Genomic DNA, 20671 nt, shown 5'->3' with positions numbered 1-20671 from the left:
GTTCTCCAATCATCCCCTTGCCTTCAGAACCCGACGCAGGCCTGCCGGAACACCGTCATCACCGATTCCTGCCGGAAGCGTGCCTTCCACGCCTCCTCGACCGGTCGCAGCCGGGCTTGCGCCGTCGCGGCATCCGCCCCGGGCAGCACGACCACCAGCACCTTGCTCGCTTCCTGGATGATGCGCCCGTCGCGGTTGCGCCATTGGCCGAGGCTCTCGACCGCCGAGAGTCCGTCGGGAAAGGCCGGCGTCACGGTGTCGCTGAGGAAGGCGCGCCATTCCGCCTCGCTGACCGGGTCGCGGTCGCGGACGTTGCGGCCGAAATAGGCCTCGGCCACCGTCGCGGATTGCGTGCCGGCGGGGCAGGCGGTCTCGCCGCCCGCCGCGCAGGCTGTCAGCAACAGCGCGGCGGCGAGGCCCCTCACGCCGTCGTTGCCAGCAGCGCCACGCCGGCGGCGATCAGGCCGATGGCGGCCATCTTGTGCATACCCATGCCTTCCCCGAACATCGCCCAGCCGATGATGGCGATGATGACGTAGGACGCCGCGGTGCAGGGCAGGGCGACGCTCATCGGGATCTTGCGCAGGGCGATGATGTAGAGCAGCGCCGCGCCGCCATAGAGCACCAGCCCAACCATCGTCGGAATGCGGAAGACCTGGTCGAAGAAGCCGCCCTCGGAAGCGACGGAGCGGGCGGCGCCCGCCTTCAGCAGCACCTGCCCGGCCATGGAGGTGCAGATAGCCGTGGCGAGGGCGATCCAGTGCAGCATCATGGCGTCGGGTTCCGTGCGGCAATGACCTGGCGCACCACGCCCTGCGGCTTGCCGTTGGCCGACATGAAGGCGCGGCCGACATATTCGCCCATCACGCCGAGCACGAGGAACTGCACGCCGGCGATCAGCAGCGTGACGGTCATCAGCGACGCCCAACCGGAGGGGGTTTCGCCGAACATCGCCTCGATGATGGTCCACAGGGCTGCGACCAGGCCGAGGATGCCCATGCCGACGCCGGCGAAGATCGCCAGGCGCAGCGGCAGCACCGAGAAGTTCGTCGCGAGGTTCAGCCACAGCCGCACCAGGCGCCGCATCGTGTAGTTCGACCGGCCTTCGACGCGGGCGAAGTGCTTCACCTCGATGGAATCAAGGCGTTGCGTTACCTGCATCAGCAGCCCGTCGATATAGGGGTAGGGACCGCGATACTTGATGACTTCGGATACGGCCAGCGCCGACATGCAGCGGAAGGATGAGAGATAAAGCCCCTTCGGCTTGTCCATGAGCTGGTCCGCGACCCAGTTGGCGAAGGCCGAGCCGAGGTTCCGCCAGCCTTCATGCTCCTTCACCGCATAGCGCGTGTAGACCACGTCGAAGCCGCCGAGCCGGGCATGGTCGTAGAGCTTGATGACCTCCTCCGGCGGGTTCTGGAGGTCGTCGTCCATGGTGATGACATAGGCGCCGCGGGCGTGGCGCAGGCCGGTCATGACCGCGTTGTGCTCGCCGAAGTTCCGGGCGTGCTCGATATAGGTGAGCGGCACGGTCGCCGTGGCGGCGAGTTCCCGGCAGACATCGCCGGAATTGTCGGGGCTGCCATCGTTGACGAGCACGATCTCGATGCCGCCCTCGGGCTGCAGCTTGGACAGCTCCGCGACCAGCATGCCGACGGTGGCGGCACCCCGGTAGACCGGCACGACGATGGACAGGCCGACCGGGTGGGTCTTCCCGGCCGCGGTAATGGACATGAAGCCGTTCTCCGACATCAGGGTCGCGTGGCGACCAGAAGGATGGACCCGCCGGCAGGATAGCGCAGGCCGAGCCGGCCAGCCGCGCGCTCGATCACCGTGGTGCCGTGCAGCGTGGCGTCGAGCCAGGGCGGGAAGGGGGCGACGTCGCTGCTGTCGTGATCGGCGTCCGGGCGCAGGATCTTGCGCTGGAGGACCATCAGCGGCAGCAGCAGGGCGTTCCAGTAGCGCGCCTCGATGGCTTCAAAGCCGGCCGCCCCCAACAGCGTGCGGCCCTGGCGCGCGGTGAAGCGGCGGTCATTGTGCACCCGTGCGTCATGCGCCGAATGCAGCCACTGATAGGCCGGCAGGTTCAGCACCAGCGTCCCGCCCGGGGCGAGCACGCGGCGGAATTCGGCCAGCGCCGCCGGCGGATCGACCGCCCGGTGGCACAGCACGTCGCAGGAGGTCAGCGCGGTGAAGGCGCCTGCGTCGAATGGGAGGCGATTCGCGTCCCCCGCCACGGTCAGCGCGCCGGATTTGGCCGCCGCCCGTGCCGCGGCACCCGGATTGAAGTCGAGCCCCGCCAGCGGCCGCCGCAGCGCGACCAGCCGGCGCAGCAGCCCACCCGTGCCGCAGCCGGCATCGAGCAGCGCCCCCGCCGGCCCGGGACGGCGGCGCAGCGCATCGATCACGCGGGCATGGAGGGCGCGGTACCACCACATGCGCTCCTCCGCCGCATCCATCAGGTCGTATTCGGCGGGTTCCACGGCTTTGCCTCATCGCATCGCAGCAAGGCTGGAACAAGGCAGGGATGCGCCATTCGCGGCCGCATTCCGGTTGCATACAGGCCTTCGCATCGGGAGGATGCGCGCCCTCGATGTCCCCTTTTCCGAACCGTCCCGAGTCCGGCCAGGCCGCGCCCTTCGCCGCCGCCCGGCCGGCCGCCCTGCGCGCCGCGGCCCGCACGCGCCTGCTGCGCTGGGCCGGCTTCGCGCCGGCCGCCTTCTTCCTGGTTTGCATCCTGCTGCCGCCGCTGAACCATGATGTGGCGGCGGTGCTCGACTTCTCCCGTCGCTGGCTGGCGGGGGAACGGCTCTATGTCGACCTCGTCGACGTCAATCCGCCGCTGATCTACCTGCTGAACTTGGTGCCGGCGGCGCTGGCGCGCTGGACAATCCTGACGCCGGTGCAGGCGCTGCTGCTGTGCCTCGTCGGCTATGCGGTGCTGCTCTGGCGGATGACCGAGGCGCTGCGCGTCGGTCGCGTGGAGGGCGCGGTCGAGGCCGCGGTGCTGACCACGACCATCCCGTTGCTGCTGGTCGTGGCGGGATCCGATTTCGGCCAGCGCGACGTGATGATGGGCATGGCCGCGGTCCCATACGCCCTGCTCGCGGCGCGGCGGATGGAGGGGCCGCCAGTGCCCTGGCGGCTGGCGCTCGGCGTCACCGTCGTCGCGGCCCTGGCCTTCGCACTCAAGCCCTACTTCCTGGCCGTGCCCCTGCTGGTCGAGGCGGCGGTCCTCCGCCGCCGCGGCTTGCGGCACTGGCGCCGGGATCCGATCCCCTGGGCGATGGGCATGGTCTGGCTGGCCTATTTGCTGGTCGTGTTGATCGCCTTTCCGGTTTTCTGGGAGCAGGTGCTGCCCTTCGCCTGGCAGGTCTATGGCCGCATCCACGGCCCCGGTTTCTGGGGGGTGCTCGGGACCGACGTGATGGGGGCGGCGGCTCTCCTGATGCTTGCCATGCCTGCGGCGCTGCGGCGGCAATCCGGCGCCTTCGCGCAGGCGCTGGCGGCGGCGGCACTCGGGGCCTTCCTGTCGGCATGGGCCCAGCACAAGGGCTGGACCTATCACGTCATGCCGGTGACCATCCTGGGTTGCGGGGCGGTCGTGGTCGCCGCCGCGCGCTGGGCAGACCGGTCGCTGCCGGCAGTCCGCGCTCAGGCGACGGCACCCATGCTGGCCGCGCTCGCCGCCTTCGGGGTGATGCTCTATGCCGTGCGGGGCGGGGAGACGCCTTGGCGCCAGACCGCCTTCCACGGCGAGACGCCGGGCCGCCTCGCCGACTGGCTGCAGCAGCATGCGCACGGCGCCGATGTCCTGGCGCTCAGCCCCGACCTGTTTCCGCTTCAGCCGGCCCTGACCTATGCCGAAGCGCATCAGCACCTGCATGCAATGAGCATCTGGCTGCTGCAGGGAGCCTATCGGACCTGCCCTGACGGACCGGAGCCCTATCGGGAACCGCACCAGATGGGGGCGGTGGAATTCGCCTTCTATCACCGCACCGCGGAGGAGTTTGCCCTGTCCCCGCCCCGCGCCCTGGTGGTGACGCGGCATGCGAATATCCCGGCCTGCGGCGATCGATTCGATCTGTTGCAGTATTTCCTGCGACATCCGTTGTTCGCCGAGGCATTCTTGCGCTATCAACCAGCAGGTGAGATCGACGGTCACCGTCTATTCTTGCGGCAGGACTGACGGGGGGCCGGTACAGCGCCAATGGCGGATGACGAACCACTGCGCAGGCGCGGGCTGAACACTCCCACAGGTGCGGATGCCGTGCGTGGTATCCTGTTCATCCTGCTCGCCTACATCGTCATCACCGGCGCCGACGCGACGGTGAAATGGGTGCTGCCGGAAGTCGGCGTCGCCATGTCCATGATCGCGCGCGGCGTGGTCGGGGCCACGGCCATCATCCTGCTGACGGGTGGGCGGGGGCTGCGGCCGGTCAATATGCGGCTGCTCGCCCTGCGCGGGCTGCTGCATTGCGGTGTCTCCGCTACCTGGTACTGGTCCTGGGGACGCGGCATGGCGCTGGTCGATTCCTATGCCATCGCCTCGGCGGCGCCGCTGCTGATGACGATCCTCGCCATCCCCATCCTCGGTGAGACGGTGGGCTGGCGGCGCTGGACCTCGACCGCGCTCGGCTTCGTCGGCGTCATGGTCATGCTCCAGCCGGGTGGCGATCTCTGGCGTTTCGAGACGCCCTTCCTGCTGGTCGCGGTGGTCGTGATGGCGGTAACGCGGATCTGGACGCGGGTGCTTTCCGCAACCGACGGGCCGGCGGCGATCGCTTTCTGGCTGATGGTCGCGCATATCCCCTCCGGCCTGCTGCTGCTGCCGGCCTTCCCGCCGGCGACGGTGACCTTCGGGCCGGGGCTGGTGGTGGCGTTGCTGTTCTTCGGCGTGGCCAATGCCATCGCCCATATCTTCTTCGCCCGCGCCTTCGCCCTCGCGCCGGTGTCCGCGCTGGCACCCTATGAATACTCGCCGCTGCTGCTGGGCGGGGTGCTGGGCTTCCTGATCTGGGCCGAGGTGCCGGCCTGGACCACGCTGGCCGGCGCAGTCGTGGTCATCATCGCCGGACTCTACAACCTGCATCGCGAGCGGGTGCGCCGCGCAGCCGAGCAGCGCAACGGCCTGATCTGATGCCCCTGAGGCACGACATCAGGCGCGGCGCCCTGCTGATGCTGGCCGCGACGGCACTCTTCACCGTCATGTCGGTGCTCATCAAGGGCGTGTCCGACAACATCCATTTCATCGAGACGATGTTCTTCCGCTCGGCCTTCGCCCTGCCGGTGATGATCGGGCTGGCGGCGCGGCGGCGGGACTGGGCGCTGCTGCGCACGAAGCGGCTGCGGGGCCATGTGGTCCGCGCCTTCACCGGCACCATGGCGCAGGGCTGTTCCTTCTTCGCCCTGACCGTGCTGACGCTCGCCGACCAGACGGCGCTGTCCTACACCACGCCGCTGTTTGTCACGATGCTGTCCATCCCCGTGCTGGGGGAGAAGGTCGGCATCCATCGCTGGTCGGCGGTGCTGCTGGGCTTCGCCGGCATCCTGGTCATCGCGCTGGGTAAGGGCGCCTTCCAGGGCGGCGGCATGCCCGAAGGCCTGGCCGCGATCGGCATGATCGCGGCGGTCACGCAGGGCCTCTGGTCGGCCATCACGACGCTGCTGGTGCGCAGCCTGTCGGCGACGGAATCCTCGGCGACGATCGTGCTGTGGCAGTCGATCCTGATGACGCTGTTCACCCTGGTCGCGCTGCCTTTCGTGTGGACCACGCCGACGCTGTGGGAATTGCTGCTGCTGGTGCTGATCGGCCTGATCGGCGGCGTCGCGCAGATTATGCTGACGGAGGCCTATGCCTCGGCGCAGGTCTCCGCGCTTGGGCCCTATTCCTACACCTCGATCCTGTGGTCGGTGATGCTGGGCTGGCTGGTCTTTGCCGATGCGCCGACCTGGAGCACCCTCGCCGGCGCCGCGCTGATCGTGGCCTCAGGGCTCTATATCCTGCACCGGGAGCTCAAGCGTTCGGCGATGCGGAGGAACACGTGACCATTCCCTTCTTCAAGGACGACCCCCTGCCGCCCGGCGCGGTGGAGCAGGTGGCCCCAGGCATCCGCCGCATCCTGTGCGGCAATCCCGGGCCCTTCACCTTCCGCGGCACCAACACCTGGCTGATCGGGGCGGGGCAGTCGGTCGCCGTGCTCGATCCCGGCCCGGTTGACGGGGCGCATCTGTCGGCGATCCTGGATGCCACGCGCGGGGAACGGATCAGCCATATCCTGGTCTCGCACACCCATCGCGACCATTCGCCGGGGGTGGCCGCGCTGCAGGCGGCGACCGGCGCGCCCTCCTTCGGCTTCGGGCCGCACATGACGCCGCCGGACCAGGGCGGGGAGGGCGGGGACCATGGCTTTCGCCCGGATGTGACGGTGCCCGACGGCGGCGCGGTGAAGGGTGGCGATTGGGCGCTGAGTGCGATCCACACACCGGGGCATTGCGCGAACCACCTTTGCTTCGCGCTGGAAGGCACGGGCATCCTGTTCAGCGCCGACCATGTGATGTCCTGGTCCACCACGGTGGTCAGCCCGCCCGATGGCGACATGACGGCCTATATGCGGTCCCTCGCGCGGCTCGCCGAGCGCGAGGACCGGCTGTTCCTGCCCGGCCATGGTCCGGCGCTGCCGGATCCCGGGGCGTTCATGGCGGCGCTCGCGGCACATCGACGTGAGCGCGAGGCGATGGTGCTGGACGCGCTGCGCGCCGCACGGCGTGCGACGGCGCAGGAACTGGTGCCGCCCGTCTATGGACCGGCGCTCGATGCGCGGCTGGTGCCCGCGGCGGCGCGCAGCCTGCTCGCGCATCTGATCAAGCTGCAGGCCGAGGGCGCGGCCAAGCGGGACGGAGACGCCTGGGAAGCGTAACCGGTTGAGGGGGAGGCGTCCCTCTCCCGATCCCTCAGCGCTTGCCGCGCCGCATCGGTTGCATCGGCACGATGCGGATATGGGCATCCTGCTCGTCGCCCTTCCGCGACGCGGCGGCGAAGCGCTGCGCGGCATAGGGCGCGACCTCGAACTGCGTCTCGCGCGCCAGGATGCGGATGCGGCCAATCTCCTGGCGCGTCACATGCCCGCGCCGGCACAGGAAGGGCAGCAGCCACTTCGGATCGGCGCGCCCGTCGCGGCCGACATCCATGCGGAACCACACACCCTCCTCGCCGCCGCCCTCCTGAGGCCGCGGCGCGGCTTCGCGCGGCGCGCGCGGGGCAGAACGGTCGGCGATCTCCGTCACCTCCTCCGGCGCCGGCAGGGGTGCGCGGAGGACATGCAGCAGTGCGGCGGCGAGGGCCTCGGCGCTCACCGCCTGGTCCGCAAGCAGGCGGCGGGCGAGATCCAGATCGGCCTCCTCCGGCTCCTCCGCCACCATCGCGCGCGCCTGGGCGGCGAGGCGTTCGTCATCGCGCGCGCGCACCGCCTCGGCGGAAGGCGCGGGTGCCCAGCTCGCCTTCACCCGCGCCGCGGCGATCAGGCGTTCGGCCAGGCGCCGGCGCGTATGCGGCACCAGCAGTACCGACACGCCCTTGCGCCCGGCGCGGCCGGTGCGGCCCGAGCGATGCAGCAGCGTCTCCGGGTCGCGCGGCAGTTCCGCATGGATCACCAGGCCCAGATCCGGCAGGTCGATGCCACGCGCGGCGACGTCGGTCGCGACGCAGACCCGCGCCCTCCCGTCGCGCAGGTTCTGCAGCGCCCGGGACCGCTCGGCCTGGGACAGCTCGCCCGACAGGGCCACGGCCGAGAAGCCGCGCTCGGAGAGATTGCCGTGCAGCCGCGCGACGGAAGCGCGCGTCGCGCAGAAGACCATGGCGATGCGCGCATCCTCGAGCCGCAGCAGGTTCACCACGGCGCGTTCCAGTTCATGCGGGGCAACGATGGCGGCGCGGTATTCGATGTCGCCATGGGGCTCTGCCTGGCTGGTCGCCTCGATGCGCAGGGCGTCGCGCTGGTAGCCCTTGGCCAGGGCGGCGATGCCGCGCGGCACGGTGGCGGAGAAGAGCAGGGTGCGCCGTTCGGCCGGCGTCTCGTCGAGGATCGCCTCCAGCTCCTCCTTGAAGCCGAGGTCGAGCATTTCGTCGGCCTCGTCCAGCACCACGGCGCGCAGCGAGCCGGGAATGAGGTTCCCGCGTTCCAGATGATCCCGCAGACGTCCCGGCGTGCCGACCACGATATGAGCCCCGTGCGAGAGCTGCCGCCGCTCCGCCACCGGGTCCATGCCGCCGACACAGGAGACGACGCGCCCCCCCGCCGGCGCGTAGAGCCAGGTGAGCTCAGCTTTCACCTGCAAGGCGAGTTCGCGCGTCGGCGCCACGACGAGGGCGAGCGGTGCGCCGGCCGGCTTCAGGCGCGGTGCATCGCCGAGCAGTTCGGGCGCGATGGCGAGGCCGAAGGCGACGGTCTTGCCCGACCCGGTCTGGGCGGAGACCAGCAGGTCGCGTCCGGCCGCATCCGGCGTCAGGACGGCGGATTGCACGGGGGTGGGCTCGGCATAGCCACGGGCGGTGAGTGCCTCGCGCAACGGCGCGGGCAGGTCTGCGAAGGACATGGGGGGAGGAACTTCCGGGAAGATGGCGCGCTGGAGCGTGATGATCGCAGGTGCGCATGCACTGGAGGTCTGGATCACGCAATCAAACAATAAGCGGGGGCGTGATTGGTGAACGGATGTGAACCAATCGCACTCTAGTGTCCCCGCGCGGGCGCCACGTCAAGCGCGCGGGACGCAGGGCTGCGTCACAGCGATGCGTCGGGATCGAGGCGGATGACGTAGGAGCGCCAGTCGGCACGGGTGGCGATGCGCTCATACAGCGCGATGGCGCCACGATCGGCTTCGGGCACGATCCAGCGCAGATGCGACCAGCCGCGCTCGCGGCCCAGCGCGCAGAGCGCGTCGATCAGCGCGCGCGCCAGGCCCGCGCCGCGCCGGTCGGGGCGGACGAACAGGTCGTCCAGCGCACCGCAGCGACGTGCGAAGACCGCCTCGGGCAGGTCGAAGAAGATGGCGAAAGCGAGGATCGCGTCACCCTCGGTGGCCACGAGGACCTCGGTGCGCGCATCGGCGGCGAGCAGCGCGGCGGCCTCCTCGCCGCGCGCGGGGCGGCTGCCGGCGAGGGTGTCGCGCATCTCCCCGGCATAGGCTTCGAGCAACGGCGCGAGCCGGTGGCGTTGGGCCGGCTGCAGAGCAAGGATGTCGGGCATGATGGTGTCCGCGATCGCGAAAAGGGCGCCGCCCGCCTTGCGGACGACGCCCCGCTCGCCGGGATCGGCGACGGTCTTATTCCATCGGGGTCTCAGCGGCCGGCGCCGGCTCTGCCGCAGCGGCGGCGGCGGCGGCGGCCTTCTTCGCAGCGCGGGTCGCCGCGGCCTTCTTCGCGGCCTCGACGCGCGCTGCGGACTTCACGACCGCCTTCTTCGGAGCAGGCGCGGCCTTCTTGGCGGCCGGCTTCCTGGCAGCGGCCTTCTTCGGAGCGGCCTTCTTGGCGATGGCCTTCTTGGCGACCGGCTTCTTGGCAGCGGCCTTCTTCGGCGCGGCCTTCTTGGCGACGGCCTTCTTGGCGACCGGCTTCTTGGCAGCGGCCTTCTTCGGCGCGGCCTTCTTGGCGACGGCCTTCTTCGCGGCCGGCTTCTTGGCAGCGGCCTTCTTCGGCGCGGCCTTCTTGGCGACGGTCTTCTTCGCGGCCGGCTTCTTGGCAGCGGCCTTCTTCGGCGCGGCCTTCTTGGCGACGGTCTTCTTCGCGGCCGGCTTCTTGGCAGCGGCCTTCTTCGCGGCCGGCTTCTTCGCCTTGGCGGCGGCGGGCTTGCGCTTCGCCGGCGCCTTCTTCTTCGCCGCGGCCATCGCCATCGGCTGGGCGCGCAGGCCTTCCTCGGCTTCAGCGGTTTCGATGATGTCGGTCATGGTGTTCTGGTGTCTCCGTGCGTTCCGGTGGGTGGAGTGCGGCGCGCATCGGCGCGACGGCTCCGGGGGGACAGCAGGTCGGGACGCGCCGGCGTCAGGCGCGCGGATCCCGTGGCGCGCTCCGTCGACTTTCGGGCAATCGTGCGGATGCGGGTCGTCGGAAGCGTGGCGATCGCGGCAAATCCCCGCCGCGTCTCGCTTCCGATATCTCTTCCGCCGGAGTGCGGCGCCAGTGTGGCGTCTCCCGACGAAGCGGGATGGAAGAGCTTGCACGCCATCCGTCCCAAGAGTCCGCGGTCCATCGACCGTCCTTCCCTGCTGCGGCGGTCACCCTTCCCGATGCGTCGATGGTCTTCGCAGACGACGGTCCGGAGCAGTGATGCGGAGCGACGTGCGAGAAAGCGAAGTCGACGAATCGCGCAAGATGATTCGCGCGGTGTCACGCTATCTGCACGCGCATATTCGGTGTCAACAGAATCCGCACGACGACGTGCGCAAAATGCGCGCGACGTGCATCGCGATGTGCGGTGTGTGGCGCCGCTGTCGCGCCGGATGTGCGTCGGGGCGTTCGACGCGGCGTGCAACGCATCGGCGTCGCGCGCGTTTTCTTCCCGCCGCGCTGCATGCACGCGGCGGGAAGAGCGTTCACTCAGCCGCGCTGCGGCAGCGGCACGACGGGACGCTGCTCCGGACCCGTGTACCAGGAGAGCGGGCGGATCAGCCGGTTGTCGGCCGCCTGTTCCAGCACATGTGCCGCCCAGCCGGTGATGCGGGAGCACACGAAGATCGGGGTGAAGAGCGGGATGTCGAAGCCCATCAGGTAGTAGGCAGGCCCCGCCGGGAAATCGAGGTTCGGGTGGATGTTCTTCCGCTCCAGCATGACCTGCGCGAGCACGTTGGAGGTGTTCATCCAGCGGCGGTCGCCCACCACCTCGGCCATGATCTCCGCGTACTTCTTCATGGTGGGGACGCGGCTGTCGCCGGTCTTGTAGACCCGGTGACCGAAGCCCATCACCAGCGCCTTGTGGTCGAACTTGCCTTCCAGCCAGCCGGCCGCCGCCTCGGGGGAGGGGATCTCCTTCAGCATGTGCATCACCGCCTCATTGGCGCCGCCATGCAGCGGGCCCTTCAGCGCGGCGATCGCCCCGGTGATCGCCCCATGCATGTCCGCCTGGGTCGAGCAGATCGTCCGGGCAGTGAAGGTCGAGGCGTTGAAGGTGTGCTCGGCGTAGAGGATCATCGAGACGTCGAAGGCCCTCAGCACCTCCGGCTGCGGCACCTTCCCGAACACCATGTTGAAGAAGTTGGCGCCGAAGGAGAGCGAGGCGTCCGGCGCGATCGGCGCCTGGCCCTTGGAGGCCCTGTGCGCCGCGGCGACCGCGGTCGGGATCTTGGCGAGGAGGCGCATCGCCTTGCGCCGCTGGGCGGCGTCGGAGATGTCGGCGGTCTCCGGATCCTCCATCCCCATGAAGGAGACGGCGGAACGGATCGCATCCATCGGGTGCGCATCCTTGGGGAATTCGGCGATCACCCGCAGCAGGGCGGGGGACAGCGCCCGGTTCGCCTTCTCCTCGGCCTGGAAGGCGGCGAGCTCGGCCTTCGAGGGCAGCTCCCCGTTCCACAGCAGGAAGGCGGTCTCGTCGAAGGAGGCGTTCTCACAGAGATCCTGCACGGCATAGCCGCGATAGGTCAGCGAGTTGGTCTCTGGCATCACCTTGGAGATGGAGGACTCGTCGGCATAGACGCCGACCAGGCCCTTCTTGATGTCAGGCGTGTCCGTCATGGGTTTCCTCGTTGCGGTGATCGGGAAGGGGGAGGGGGCGGCGGCGACGCGCCGCCCCGCTCGGGTCAGAAGATGCCGGGCTTGCTGTCGAGCAGCCCGCCAGCCGGCAGGGCGACATTCAGCGCGCTCAGCTCGCCGGCCTTCAGGCGCGGCAGGTCCTGCACCACCTCGATGAAGCGGTTCGACTCACGGGCGGAGATGATGCCGTCCGTCAGGGTACGGAACTTGTTGATGTACTGCGCCCGGGCGAAGGGCCGCGCGCCGTTCGGGTGGGCGTTGGCGACGCCCAGTTCATCCACCAGCTTGCCGCCATCCTTGAAGAAGATCTCGACCCGGCCGCCGAAGGCGAGCTCGTCGGGGTCCTTGGAATGGTACTTGCGGGTCCATTCCGGGTCCTCGGTGGTCTCGATCTTGTGCCACAGGCGGACGGTGTCGGCGCGGCCGGCGCGCTTCGGCGCATAGCTGTCGACATGGTGCCAGCGCCCGTCCTGCAGGGCGACGGCGAAGATGTACATGATGGAGTGGTCGAGCGTCTCGCGGGACGCCTTCGGGTCCATCTTCTGCGGATCGTTCGCCCCGGTCCCGATCACGTAGTGGGTGTGGTGGGAGGTGTGGATGACGATCTTCTCGATCGCCTCCATATCCTCGATCTGTTCGCGCATGCGGAAGGCGAGGTCGATCAGGGCCTGGGACTGGTATTCCGCCGAGTGCTCCTTGGTGTAGCTCGACAGGATGGCGCGCTTCGGCTCGCCGGCCTCGGGCAGGGGCACATGGTAGTAGACGGGCCCATAGACGTCGTCGCGGTTCGACCGGCCGGACAGCACCCAGGCAATGACCGAATCCTCGCCCTCATAGATGGGGGAGGGCGCGCCCTCACCGCGCATGCAGCGGTCCACCGCCTCGATCGCCAGCTTGCCGGCATGGGCCGGGGCATAGGCCTTCCAGGACGAGATCTCGCCCTTGCGCGACTGGCGGAAGGAGATGGTGGTGTGCAGCGCCTGCTGGATGGACTGGAAGACCACCTCCTGCGGCAGCTTCAGCAGCGTGCCGATGCCGGCCGCCGCCGAGGGCCCGAGATGGGCGATGTGGTCGACCTTGTGCTCATGCAGGCAGATGGCGCGCACCAGGTCGATCTGCAGCTCGTAGCCGGTGGCGAGGCCCCGGATCAGGTCGCGCCCCGACTTCTCCATCGCCTGGGCGACGGCGAGCACCGGCGGGATGTTGTCCCCCGGATGCGAGTAGTCGGCGGCGAGGAAGGTGTCATGCATGTCGAGTTCACGCACGGCGGTCCCGTTCGCCCAGGCCGCCCATTCCGGCGAGACCGTCGTGCCGGACTTCACGCCCATGACCTGCGCGCCGCCGCCCCGCTTGGCGTGGCCAAGCGCCATGCCGCGGGCCGAGACGACCGGGCGGCGGTTGATCGCGGCGATGGCGACCGAGGCGTTGTCGATGATCCGGTTGATGATCATCTCCTGGACCTCCTTCTCGACCGCGACCTTGTCGGTCGCGACGGAGGCCATCTTCCAGGCGAGCTGGTCCTCGCGCTTCAGCAGCGCCTTGGACGGGTGGACCTTGACGGGGTGGAGCTTCATCGACGGCGTTCTCCCTTTAGAGAAGAGCAAAGCGGATCGTCTTGTGCTCCGGGATCGCGTGATCGTCCAATCCGATTGACCGCGGGGCGCAATAGGATTTCCGTATCGTGATGGATTTCCGGCTGGTGCGCCGCCTCGGGCATTTCCTCGCGGTGGCGGAGGAAGGGCATTTCGGACGGGCGGCAGCGCGGCTTGGCATCTCGCAGCCGCCGCTGACGGCGCAGATCCAGGCGCTGGAGCGCGAGCTGGGCGTGCGGCTGCTCGAGCGCACGGGCAAGGGCGCGCGGCCGACGCGGGAAGGGGAGGCGCTGCTGCCGCTGGCGCGGCGCGTCGCGGGCGATGCAGCGGATCTCGAATCCCTCGCGCGGGAATTGCGCTCGGGCCGTTCGGCGCCGGTGTCCGTCGCCTGCGTCACCTCGGCGCTGTTCGACTACCTGCCGCCGCTGGTGCGCGCCATGCAGGCGGCGCGGCCCGAGGCGGCGATCAGCGTGAGGGAGATGGACACGGCGGATGCGATGGAGGCGCTGCGCCGCGGCGAGGCGGACCTCGCCCTGCTGCGCGCGGATCGCGAGGTCGCGCCGATCCGGCTGCGCCCGCTCGGCGAGGACCGCCTGGTGGTCGCGCTGCCGGTGGGGCATGCGATGCTGTCCGGGCCCGATCCGCTGCCCCTCGCGATGCTGGCGGATGAGCCGATGCTGGTGCTGCCGCGCGCGATCAGCCCGGCCTATTCGGATGCGATGACGGCGGCGTGCCGTGCCGCCGGCTTCGCGCCGGTGGCGGTGCGGGAGGTCGGATCGGCCATGGCGCAGCTCGGCTTCGTTGCGGCGGGGCTTGGCGTCGCGCTCGTCTCGGAGGGCATGGCGCGGCTGAACCCACCCGGCGTGGGCTTCCGCATGCTGGCGGGGCCGCTGCGCGGCGTTGGCGTTGCGCTCGCCTGGAGCGCGGAGCGGGAGAGCGAGGCGGTGCGGCTCGCGCTGGCGCTGGCCGGGCGTCTGTTCCCGCCCCTGTCGTGATGCGGTCCGGCAAGGCGCGATGTCGCGGCCGCCACCGGGGGCAGGAGATGCACCGGCATGCTGCGTGAGGAAGGCGGGCGACGCCTTGTTGCGGCGGATGTCGCCGCCCTGGTCTATCTGCTCGCGCTGACGCTGGTGCTGGCCCAGGCGCTGGGTCTGGCGGGCGGTGGCGGCACGGCCTTCATCGGCGACTTCACGGTGTTCTGGACCGCCGGGCGCGCCGCGGCTGCGGGCCAGGCGATGGCGATTTATGATGGCGCGTGGTTCGTCGATTTCGCCGAGCGGCTGATGGGCCGGCCCGTCTCGGGCGCGCTGCTCTGGCGCAACCCGCCGGGCTTCCTGTTCGTAGTGACGCCGATTGCGATGCTGCCCTACGGCTGGGCCTGGCTGTGCTGGACGCTGGTGACGGCGGGTGGCTTCATCTGGACGCTGCGGCGGGTGACGCAGGATTGGCGCATCCTGCTGCTGGCACTGCTGGCGCCGGCGGCGCTGTTCTGCGCGATGCTGGGCCAGAACGGCTTTCTGACGGCGATGCTCGCGGGGCTTGCGATGCATTGGCTCGACCGGCGGCCAGTCGCGGCGGGGCTGTGCCTCGCCCTGCTGACCTACAAGCCGCAATTCGGCGCCATCCTGCCTGTGCTGCTGTTGCTGGGACGGCGCTGGACCACCTTCATCGCGGCGAGCCTGGGCAGCATCGGTTGCGTTCTGCTGACCGAGATGGTGTTCGGCCGCGGCATCTGGCTGGCCTTCGTGCAGTCGCTGTCGAATGCCGTCGGCACCCTGGCGATGTCGGACGGGCAGCCGGTCTTCTTCTACCACGCCGTCCAGACGGCGCTGCGCTCGCTTGGTGTTCCGGGCGTCGTCGCCTGGGGCGTGCACATCGCCGTGGCCCTCCTCGCCATCGGTGTCGCGGTTCACTTCTGGCGCCGCGACGGGTCCGCGCAGGCCGAACTGCGCGCCGTCGCGACCTTTGGCGCGATGATGCTGGTGACCCCCTATGTGCTGATCTACGATCAGGTGCTGCTTGGTATGGCGGTCGCCTTCCTTGCGCGTGCGGCACAGCGCCAGGGCGGCTGGCTCCCCGGCGAGGCGCCGCTTGCTATGGTCGCCTGCCTGCTGCCGGGCGTGGCGCTGGCCGGCAAGGCGTTCTTCGCCGGGCCGCTCGCCTGGGTGATCCTGCTGACGCTCGTCATTCGGCGGGATGCCGTGACGCAGCGTGCCGGTGAGCACTCCTACATAGAGTAGAGTAGGATGCGGCTTCAGCGCAGGAAGCGCTTCTCGATCTGCCGCATTGCGTCGTCGCCCTGCAGGGCGAAGATGTCCTGCACAGAGGCGATGCGGGATTCGACCCCGGCAATTCCGCCCTCAGCCAGGATGCGCGCGAAGGTGTCGCGCATCGCGGCCACCGCCGCGCGGATCGCGTGGTTGCCGCAGATGATCAGGCCGACCTTCTCCAGCGCCGCGACATCGGCGAAGGAAAGCTGCGGGTAGGAGGTCGGCACCAGCACCAGCGGCACCCGGCCGGGCCAGGCGCGGCAGAAGGCGAGGATCTCGTCGGGCGTCTTCTGCTTGGAATGGATCAGCACGGCGTCTGCGCCGGCTTCGACATAGGCCTTGCCGCGCCTCAGGGCCTCGTCCTGGCCGAGGCCGGCGATCAGCGCCTCGGTCCGCGCGATGACCAGCGGGCCGTTCGCGATGCGCGCCGCTTCGATCTTGCCCTGGAATTCCTCGACCGGGACGAGTTCCTGCCGGCCGCCGGGACGGAGGGAGGAATCCTTGGGGAAGGTCTTGTCCTCCATCACCATCGCCGCGACGCCGGCGGCGGCATAGCGCGGCGCGAGATAGGCGACGTTCACCGCATTGCCGCTGCCGGTATCGATATCCGCGACGACGGGGGTGCCCTGCACCTCGATCATCGCGCGCATGGCGGCGAGGTGCGTCTCCCAGGACAGGATCGAGGCGTCGGGCACCGCATGCGCGGCCGAGAGCTCGAAGCCGCTGCCCCAGATGGAGTCGAAGCCGGCCTCGGCGGCGAGCTTGGCCGAGAGCGCATTGTGCGCCGACATGGCGATGGCGGGGCGGGCGGGGTCGAGGCGGGCGCGAAGCCGCGCGGCGGGCGTTTCCATGCAGGGATGGTCCATCGGCGCCGGCACGCCATCAAGACGGACAAGCCGGGCCGGGGTGGGCATCGGGCGCCGGTGGCGTTAGCTTCCGCGGCGCGATTTTCCGGGAGTCCCCCTGCATGACCGACGCCGCCCCCTTTGACCGCGTGATCCGCGGCGACATCGTCCTGACCGATCGCGTGCTGCGCGATGGCTATGTCGCCATCCGGGGGGAAGTGATCGCCGCGATCGGGGAGGGGGTCAGCCCGCCGGCCAAGGAGGAAACCGCCTTCCCGGGCAGCTACGTCCTGCCGGGCCTGGTGGATGGGCACATGCACACCTCCTCCTCGCGCGGCTGGCCGGGGATCAAGGGGGCGTCGATCTCGGCCGCAGCCGGCGGCGTCACCACCTGCGTCGACATGCCCTATGACGTGCCGCGGCCGGTCACGGACGCTTCGATCCTCGCCGAGAAGATCGAGGTCGTGAACAGCCTGTCCCATGTCGACATGGCGCTCTACGGCACCATCCTGAAGACCGGCGGCGTGGATGCCATCGCGGGCCTGGCCGAGGCGGGGGTCTGCTCCTTCAAGCTCTCTACATATGAGTATGACCCGGTGCGCTTCCCGCGCATCGACCACCCGACCATGGTCGCCGCCTTCCGGGAGATCGCGAAGACCGGCCTGATGGTCGGCATCCACAATGAGGACCAGGAGATCGTGGTCCGCATGACGGAGGAGGCGAAGGCCGCCGGCAACACCTCCCCGATCTGGCATTGCCGCACCCGCCCGCCGCTCTGCGAGACCATGGCCGACCTGGAGATCTTCGAGATCGGCCTCGAGACGGGCGCGCATGTGCACATCGCCCATTCGTCCCTGGCGCGCGGCTTCGAGATCGCCGAGGTATTCCGCCGCATGGGCGGCAAGGCGTCCGGCGAGGCCTGCATCCAGTATCTCTGCATGACCGAGGAGGACATCATCCGCCTCGAGGGCTTCGGCAAGTGCAACCCGCCCTTCCGCACCGCCGACGAAGTGGCGCGCATGTGGGATGCCTTCGCCGCCGGCAAGATCGCCTATGTCTCGACCGACCACGCGCCCTGGCCCAAGGACAAGAAGACCTACACGGGGGACATCTTCACGGTGGGTGCCGGCCTGACCGGCATGCAATCCTTCGCACCGCTGATGTACACGCTGCTCGCGGAACGGTCCCTGCCGGTGACGCTGATGGCGAAGTACTGCGCCGAGCGGCCGGCGAAGTTCCATGGGCTGTTCCCGAAGAAGGGCGCGATCCGCATCGGCGCCGATGCCGATTTCGTCGTGATGGAACCCGGCGACTTCACCTTCGACGCCGCCGAGATCCGCGACGAGCCGGATGCGCGCTGGTCGCCCTATGACGGCCGCCGCATGGCCGCGCGCGTCGCCGCGACCTTCCTGCGCGGCACCTGCATCTGGGACGGCAAGGAGGTGCTGGCGAAGCCCGGCACCGGCCGGTTCGTACCCCGCCAGCACAACGGGACCTATGTCGGGGAAGAATGAACGGCCGCAGGGCCATTGGATCAAGCGTCCGCCGAAGCCCTCGCGCATCGGCGACGCGCCGCCGCCGCGGCAGAAGCCCGGCTTCACCCAGGCGATGATCGCCATCGCCGTGGGGCTGGTGCTCGGCCTGCTTGGCGCGAGCTTCGCTGCCCAGGCCGGGCTGCGGGAGGGGCTGCCCGGCCTTGCCCTCGGCGGCGGCATCTGCCTTGGCACCATTCTCGTCTGGCGGGCCTTCGGGGGCACGCTTCAGGATTTCAGGGACATCTTCAAATGACGCGTATCCTCCGCCTCGCCGGCGCCCAGATGGGGCCGAACCAGAAGGCCGACAGCCGGAAGCAGATCCTCGACCGCATGATCGCGCTGCTGGAGGATGCGGCCGGGAAGGGTGCGCAACTCGTCGTCTTCCCCGAACTGCCGCTGACGACCTTCTTCCCGCGCTGGCTGTTCGAGACCCAGGCCGAGGTCGATAGTTATTTCGAGACCGAGATGCCCGGTCCGAACACCCAACCGCTGTTCGACCGTGCCAAGGAACTCGGGGTCGGCATGTATATCGGCTATGCCGAGCTGACCCCGCAGGGGCAGCACTTCAACACCTCCATCACCACCGGGCCGGACGGGACCATCCTCGGCAAGTATCGCAAGATCCATCTGCCGGGCACGGTGGAGCCGCGTGTGGGCGACCGCTTCCAGCAACTGGAGAAGCGCTACTTCGAGTATGGCGATCTCGGCTTCCCGGCCTTCCGCGGCCCGGAATCCTGGCACCGCGCGATCATGGGCATGCTGATCTGCAACGACCGCCGCTGGCCGGAAGGCTGGCGCGTCTATGGTCTGCAGGGCGTGGAGTTGATGCTGATCGGCTATAACTCCGCCGCCTATGACCCGATGGGCGGGACCTCCGAGGATTCGAAGATCCGCACCTTCCATTCGACGCTCGCGGCGCAGGCCAACGCCTATATGAATGCGACCTGGGCCGTGTCGGTGGCCAAGGCCGGCGATGAGGACGGGTCGGGGCTGATCGGCGGGTCCGTCATCGTCGATCCGAACGGCATGGTGGTCGCGGAGGCAAAGACGCTCGGCGACGAAGTGATCTTCGCCGAGGCCGATCTCGACGCCTGCCGGCAGGGCAAGGAGAAGATGTTCAACTTCGCCGCCCATCGCCGGCCGCAATGGTATCGGGCGATCGTGGACCAGGTCGGCGCGGTGCCGCCGGCTTGAACCGTTGCCGGGCGGGGCGTTGCTCCTCCCGATCCTGCGCGGCGGTTCCGTCGCGCCATGCTGCCGCATCTCCGACGCCGGCGATGCGCCATTCCAGGCAGGACCGCCGCATGGTGCTGCCAGCACGGCAAGGATGATGACGAATGCCTCTCGATACCGGCCGCTTCCTCGCGGATCTTGATACGGCGCGCCGGATCGGCACCTACCGGACCGGTGTGCATCGCCCGACCTTCAGCGCGGAGGACATGGAGAGCCGCCGCTGGCTGGCGGGCCGGATGGCGGAAGCCGGGCTTGAGGCGACGATCGACGGCATCGGCAATGTCTTCGGCCGCCATCCGGGGCCGGGGCCGCATCTTCTCGCCGGCAGCCATATCGAGACGCAGAACCATGCCGGATGGCTGGACGGCGTGCTGGGCGTCATCGGCGCGCTGGAACTGGCGCGGGCGGGGCTGCCCGTGGATGTCTGCGCCTATGCCGATGAGGAAGCCCATTGGGGTGACTTCATCGGCAGCCGCTCCCTGATCGGGGCGTTCAGCGATGCCGATATCGACGCCGCACGCAACCGCCACACCGGTGAGCCGCTGCGCCCGAAGCTCGAGGAAGTCGGCCTCGCCGGCCGCCCGCGCATCACCATCGACCCGACGCGCTACAAGGGCGCGTTGGAGATGCATATCGAGCAGGGCACGCAGCTTGAGAATGCCGGGCTGCGCATCGGCGTCGTCACCGGCATTGTCGGCATCCGGCAGTTCCGCATCATCGTCACCGGACAGCAGGACCACACCGGCGGCACCACCATGCGCGAACGCAAGGATGCCGGGCTGACAGCGGTGCGGCTGCTCGGCATGATCGACCAGGAATTCCCGCGCGTCTGCGCCGAGCGCAGCGTCTGGACCACCGGGCGCGTCGCGCTCGAACCCAACGCTCCGATGATCATCCCGGGCCGGGCGGAACTGGTCTTCTCGTTCCGCGATCTCTCATCCGAGGTCATGGACCGTATGGAGGACTGCCTGCGCCGCGTTGTGCAGGAGAGCAACCGGCGCGAACGCTGCCCCGCCGTGATCGAGGAGATCGGCCGCTCCGAGGCCGCGCTCAGTGATCCCGCGATCCTCGCCGCCTTCGAGGGCGCTGCCGAGGCGCTGTGCCCCGGCGCCTGGCAGGCGATGCCGAGCGGGGCGATCCATGACAGCCAGATCCTGGCGCGCGTCCTGCCGGTTGGGATGCTATTCGTGCCCTCGATCGGCGGCATCAGCCATCACTGGGCCGAGGATACGAAGCGCGAGGATCTGGTGCTGGGGATGGCAGTGCTGGCTGAGGCCGCGCGGCGCCTGCTTGCCTGACAGCGTGCGCGCGGCCTGGCGAGAGCGTCCGGTCGCGCAGGCGTGAGCCGGGCCGTGTGCCGGCACGACAGGCTTCCTCCGGGATCGGGTTGCCCCTCGCGGGGGGTTTGCCCACACTCGATGCCAATGGGGCGCTGCAATCAGTGGCGTCCGAG

At 69.6% G+C, this 20671-nt stretch carries 20 protein-coding genes; 10 read left to right on the top strand and 10 right to left on the bottom strand.

Annotated elements, in window-relative coordinates; genetic code table 11:
- Window positions 1–23: 23 nt before the first annotated feature.
- From KPL78_RS07800 to KPL78_RS07785, 4 genes are read right to left on the bottom strand one after another with little or no spacing between them, the layout of a single operon-like run.
- On the bottom strand, window positions 24–425 hold the full coding sequence (locus KPL78_RS07800; protein ID WP_219762331.1) for a DUF3574 domain-containing protein: 402 nt from the start codon (window positions 423–425) through the stop codon (window positions 24–26).
- Window positions 422–772, bottom strand: a complete 351-nt coding sequence (locus tag KPL78_RS07795) for a DMT family transporter (RefSeq protein WP_219762330.1) — start codon at window positions 770–772, stop codon at window positions 422–424. The genes KPL78_RS07800 and KPL78_RS07795 overlap by 4 nt, the downstream gene beginning before the upstream one ends.
- On the bottom strand, window positions 769–1734 hold the full coding sequence (locus KPL78_RS07790) for a glycosyltransferase family 2 protein (protein WP_255568710.1): 966 nt from the start codon (window positions 1732–1734) through the stop codon (window positions 769–771). Before KPL78_RS07790 ends, KPL78_RS07795 begins: the two co-directional genes overlap by 4 nt.
- A 17-nt stretch (window positions 1735–1751) precedes the next feature.
- Entirely contained in the window at window positions 1752–2483 is a 732-nt protein-coding gene (locus tag KPL78_RS07785; protein WP_219762328.1) for a class I SAM-dependent methyltransferase, read from the bottom strand.
- A 110-nt stretch (window positions 2484–2593) separates the two neighbouring features.
- Here KPL78_RS07785 and KPL78_RS07780 point away from each other — a divergent pair, with 110 nt between their 5' ends.
- From KPL78_RS07780 to KPL78_RS07765, 4 genes are all read left to right on the top strand, one after another.
- Window positions 2594–4189 carry a hypothetical protein gene (locus tag KPL78_RS07780; protein WP_219762327.1) on the top strand — a complete coding sequence of 532 codons (1596 nt, stop codon included), beginning with the start codon at window positions 2594–2596 and terminating at the stop codon, window positions 4187–4189.
- Window positions 4190–4270: 81 nt separating this feature from the next.
- Complete coding sequence (locus tag KPL78_RS07775; RefSeq protein WP_219762326.1) at window positions 4271–5140, top strand: DMT family transporter; 870 nt, start codon at window positions 4271–4273, stop codon at window positions 5138–5140.
- On the top strand, window positions 5140–6048 hold the full coding sequence (locus tag KPL78_RS07770; RefSeq protein ID WP_219762325.1) for a DMT family transporter: 909 nt from the start codon (window positions 5140–5142) through the stop codon (window positions 6046–6048). Before KPL78_RS07775 ends, KPL78_RS07770 begins: the two co-directional genes overlap by 1 nt.
- Entirely contained in the window at window positions 6045–6920 is an 876-nt protein-coding gene (locus KPL78_RS07765; protein ID WP_219762324.1) for an MBL fold metallo-hydrolase, read from the top strand. The genes KPL78_RS07770 and KPL78_RS07765 overlap by 4 nt, the downstream gene beginning before the upstream one ends.
- Before the next feature lie 34 nt (window positions 6921–6954).
- Here KPL78_RS07765 and KPL78_RS07760 read toward each other — a convergent pair whose 3' ends face one another.
- The 5 genes from KPL78_RS07760 to KPL78_RS07740 all read right to left on the bottom strand — a co-directional run bounded on the left by KPL78_RS07760 (window position 6955) and on the right by KPL78_RS07740 (window position 13317).
- Window positions 6955–8595: a DEAD/DEAH box helicase gene (locus KPL78_RS07760; protein ID WP_219762323.1), complete on the bottom strand. Its 1641-nt coding sequence runs from the start codon at window positions 8593–8595 to the stop codon at window positions 6955–6957.
- Between the two features lie 185 nt (window positions 8596–8780).
- A complete protein-coding gene (locus KPL78_RS07755) occupies window positions 8781–9245 on the bottom strand; it encodes a GNAT family N-acetyltransferase (RefSeq protein ID WP_219762322.1) in 465 nt (154 codons plus the stop codon).
- Between the two features lie 76 nt (window positions 9246–9321).
- Complete coding sequence (locus tag KPL78_RS07750) at window positions 9322–9882, bottom strand: histone H1-like repetitive region-containing protein (RefSeq protein WP_219762321.1); 561 nt, start codon at window positions 9880–9882, stop codon at window positions 9322–9324.
- 709 nt (window positions 9883–10591) lie between these two features.
- Window positions 10592–11725 (bottom strand): bifunctional 2-methylcitrate synthase/citrate synthase, encoded by a 1134-nt coding sequence (locus KPL78_RS07745; RefSeq protein ID WP_219762320.1) that lies wholly within the window; start codon window positions 11723–11725, stop codon window positions 10592–10594.
- 65 nt (window positions 11726–11790) lie between these two features.
- Complete coding sequence (locus KPL78_RS07740) at window positions 11791–13317, bottom strand: MmgE/PrpD family protein (RefSeq protein WP_219762319.1); 1527 nt, start codon at window positions 13315–13317, stop codon at window positions 11791–11793.
- A gap of 110 nt (window positions 13318–13427) precedes the next feature.
- On the opposite strand from KPL78_RS07740, the gene KPL78_RS07735 reads away from it, so the two are divergent.
- Both KPL78_RS07735 and KPL78_RS07730 read left to right on the top strand, forming a co-directional pair.
- Window positions 13428–14330 (top strand): LysR family transcriptional regulator, encoded by a 903-nt coding sequence (locus tag KPL78_RS07735; protein ID WP_255568785.1) that lies wholly within the window; start codon window positions 13428–13430, stop codon window positions 14328–14330.
- 57 nt (window positions 14331–14387) lie between these two features.
- A complete protein-coding gene (locus KPL78_RS07730; RefSeq protein WP_219762317.1) occupies window positions 14388–15575 on the top strand; it encodes a glycosyltransferase family 87 protein in 1188 nt (395 codons plus the stop codon).
- 14 nt (window positions 15576–15589) lie between these two features.
- Here the strand turns inward: KPL78_RS07730 and KPL78_RS07725 are convergent, their stop codons facing one another.
- Window positions 15590–16456: a phosphonopyruvate hydrolase gene (locus KPL78_RS07725; RefSeq protein ID WP_219762316.1), complete on the bottom strand. Its 867-nt coding sequence runs from the start codon at window positions 16454–16456 to the stop codon at window positions 15590–15592.
- Between the two features lie 116 nt (window positions 16457–16572).
- On the opposite strand from KPL78_RS07725, the gene KPL78_RS07720 reads away from it, so the two are divergent.
- The 4 genes from KPL78_RS07720 to KPL78_RS07705 all read left to right on the top strand — a co-directional run bounded on the left by KPL78_RS07720 (window position 16573) and on the right by KPL78_RS07705 (window position 20516).
- A complete protein-coding gene (locus KPL78_RS07720) occupies window positions 16573–17964 on the top strand; it encodes a dihydroorotase (protein WP_219762315.1) in 1392 nt (463 codons plus the stop codon).
- Window positions 17948–18238 (top strand): hypothetical protein, encoded by a 291-nt coding sequence (locus KPL78_RS07715; RefSeq protein ID WP_219762314.1) that lies wholly within the window; start codon window positions 17948–17950, stop codon window positions 18236–18238. The genes KPL78_RS07720 and KPL78_RS07715 overlap by 17 nt, the downstream gene beginning before the upstream one ends.
- Window positions 18235–19179, top strand: coding sequence for an N-carbamoyl-D-amino-acid hydrolase (locus tag KPL78_RS07710; protein ID WP_219762313.1), 945 nt, complete (start codon window positions 18235–18237; stop codon window positions 19177–19179). Before KPL78_RS07715 ends, KPL78_RS07710 begins: the two co-directional genes overlap by 4 nt.
- Before the next feature lie 143 nt (window positions 19180–19322).
- Entirely contained in the window at window positions 19323–20516 is a 1194-nt protein-coding gene (locus KPL78_RS07705) for a Zn-dependent hydrolase (RefSeq protein ID WP_219762312.1), read from the top strand.
- Window positions 20517–20671: the final 155 nt, after the last annotated feature.

Origin of the sequence: Roseomonas alba (genome assembly GCF_019430885.1) — a bacterium.
GTDB classification, from domain to species: Bacteria; Pseudomonadota; Alphaproteobacteria; order Acetobacterales; family Acetobacteraceae; genus Neoroseomonas; species Neoroseomonas alba.
This window is presented reverse-complemented; position numbering and strand designations above follow the sequence as displayed.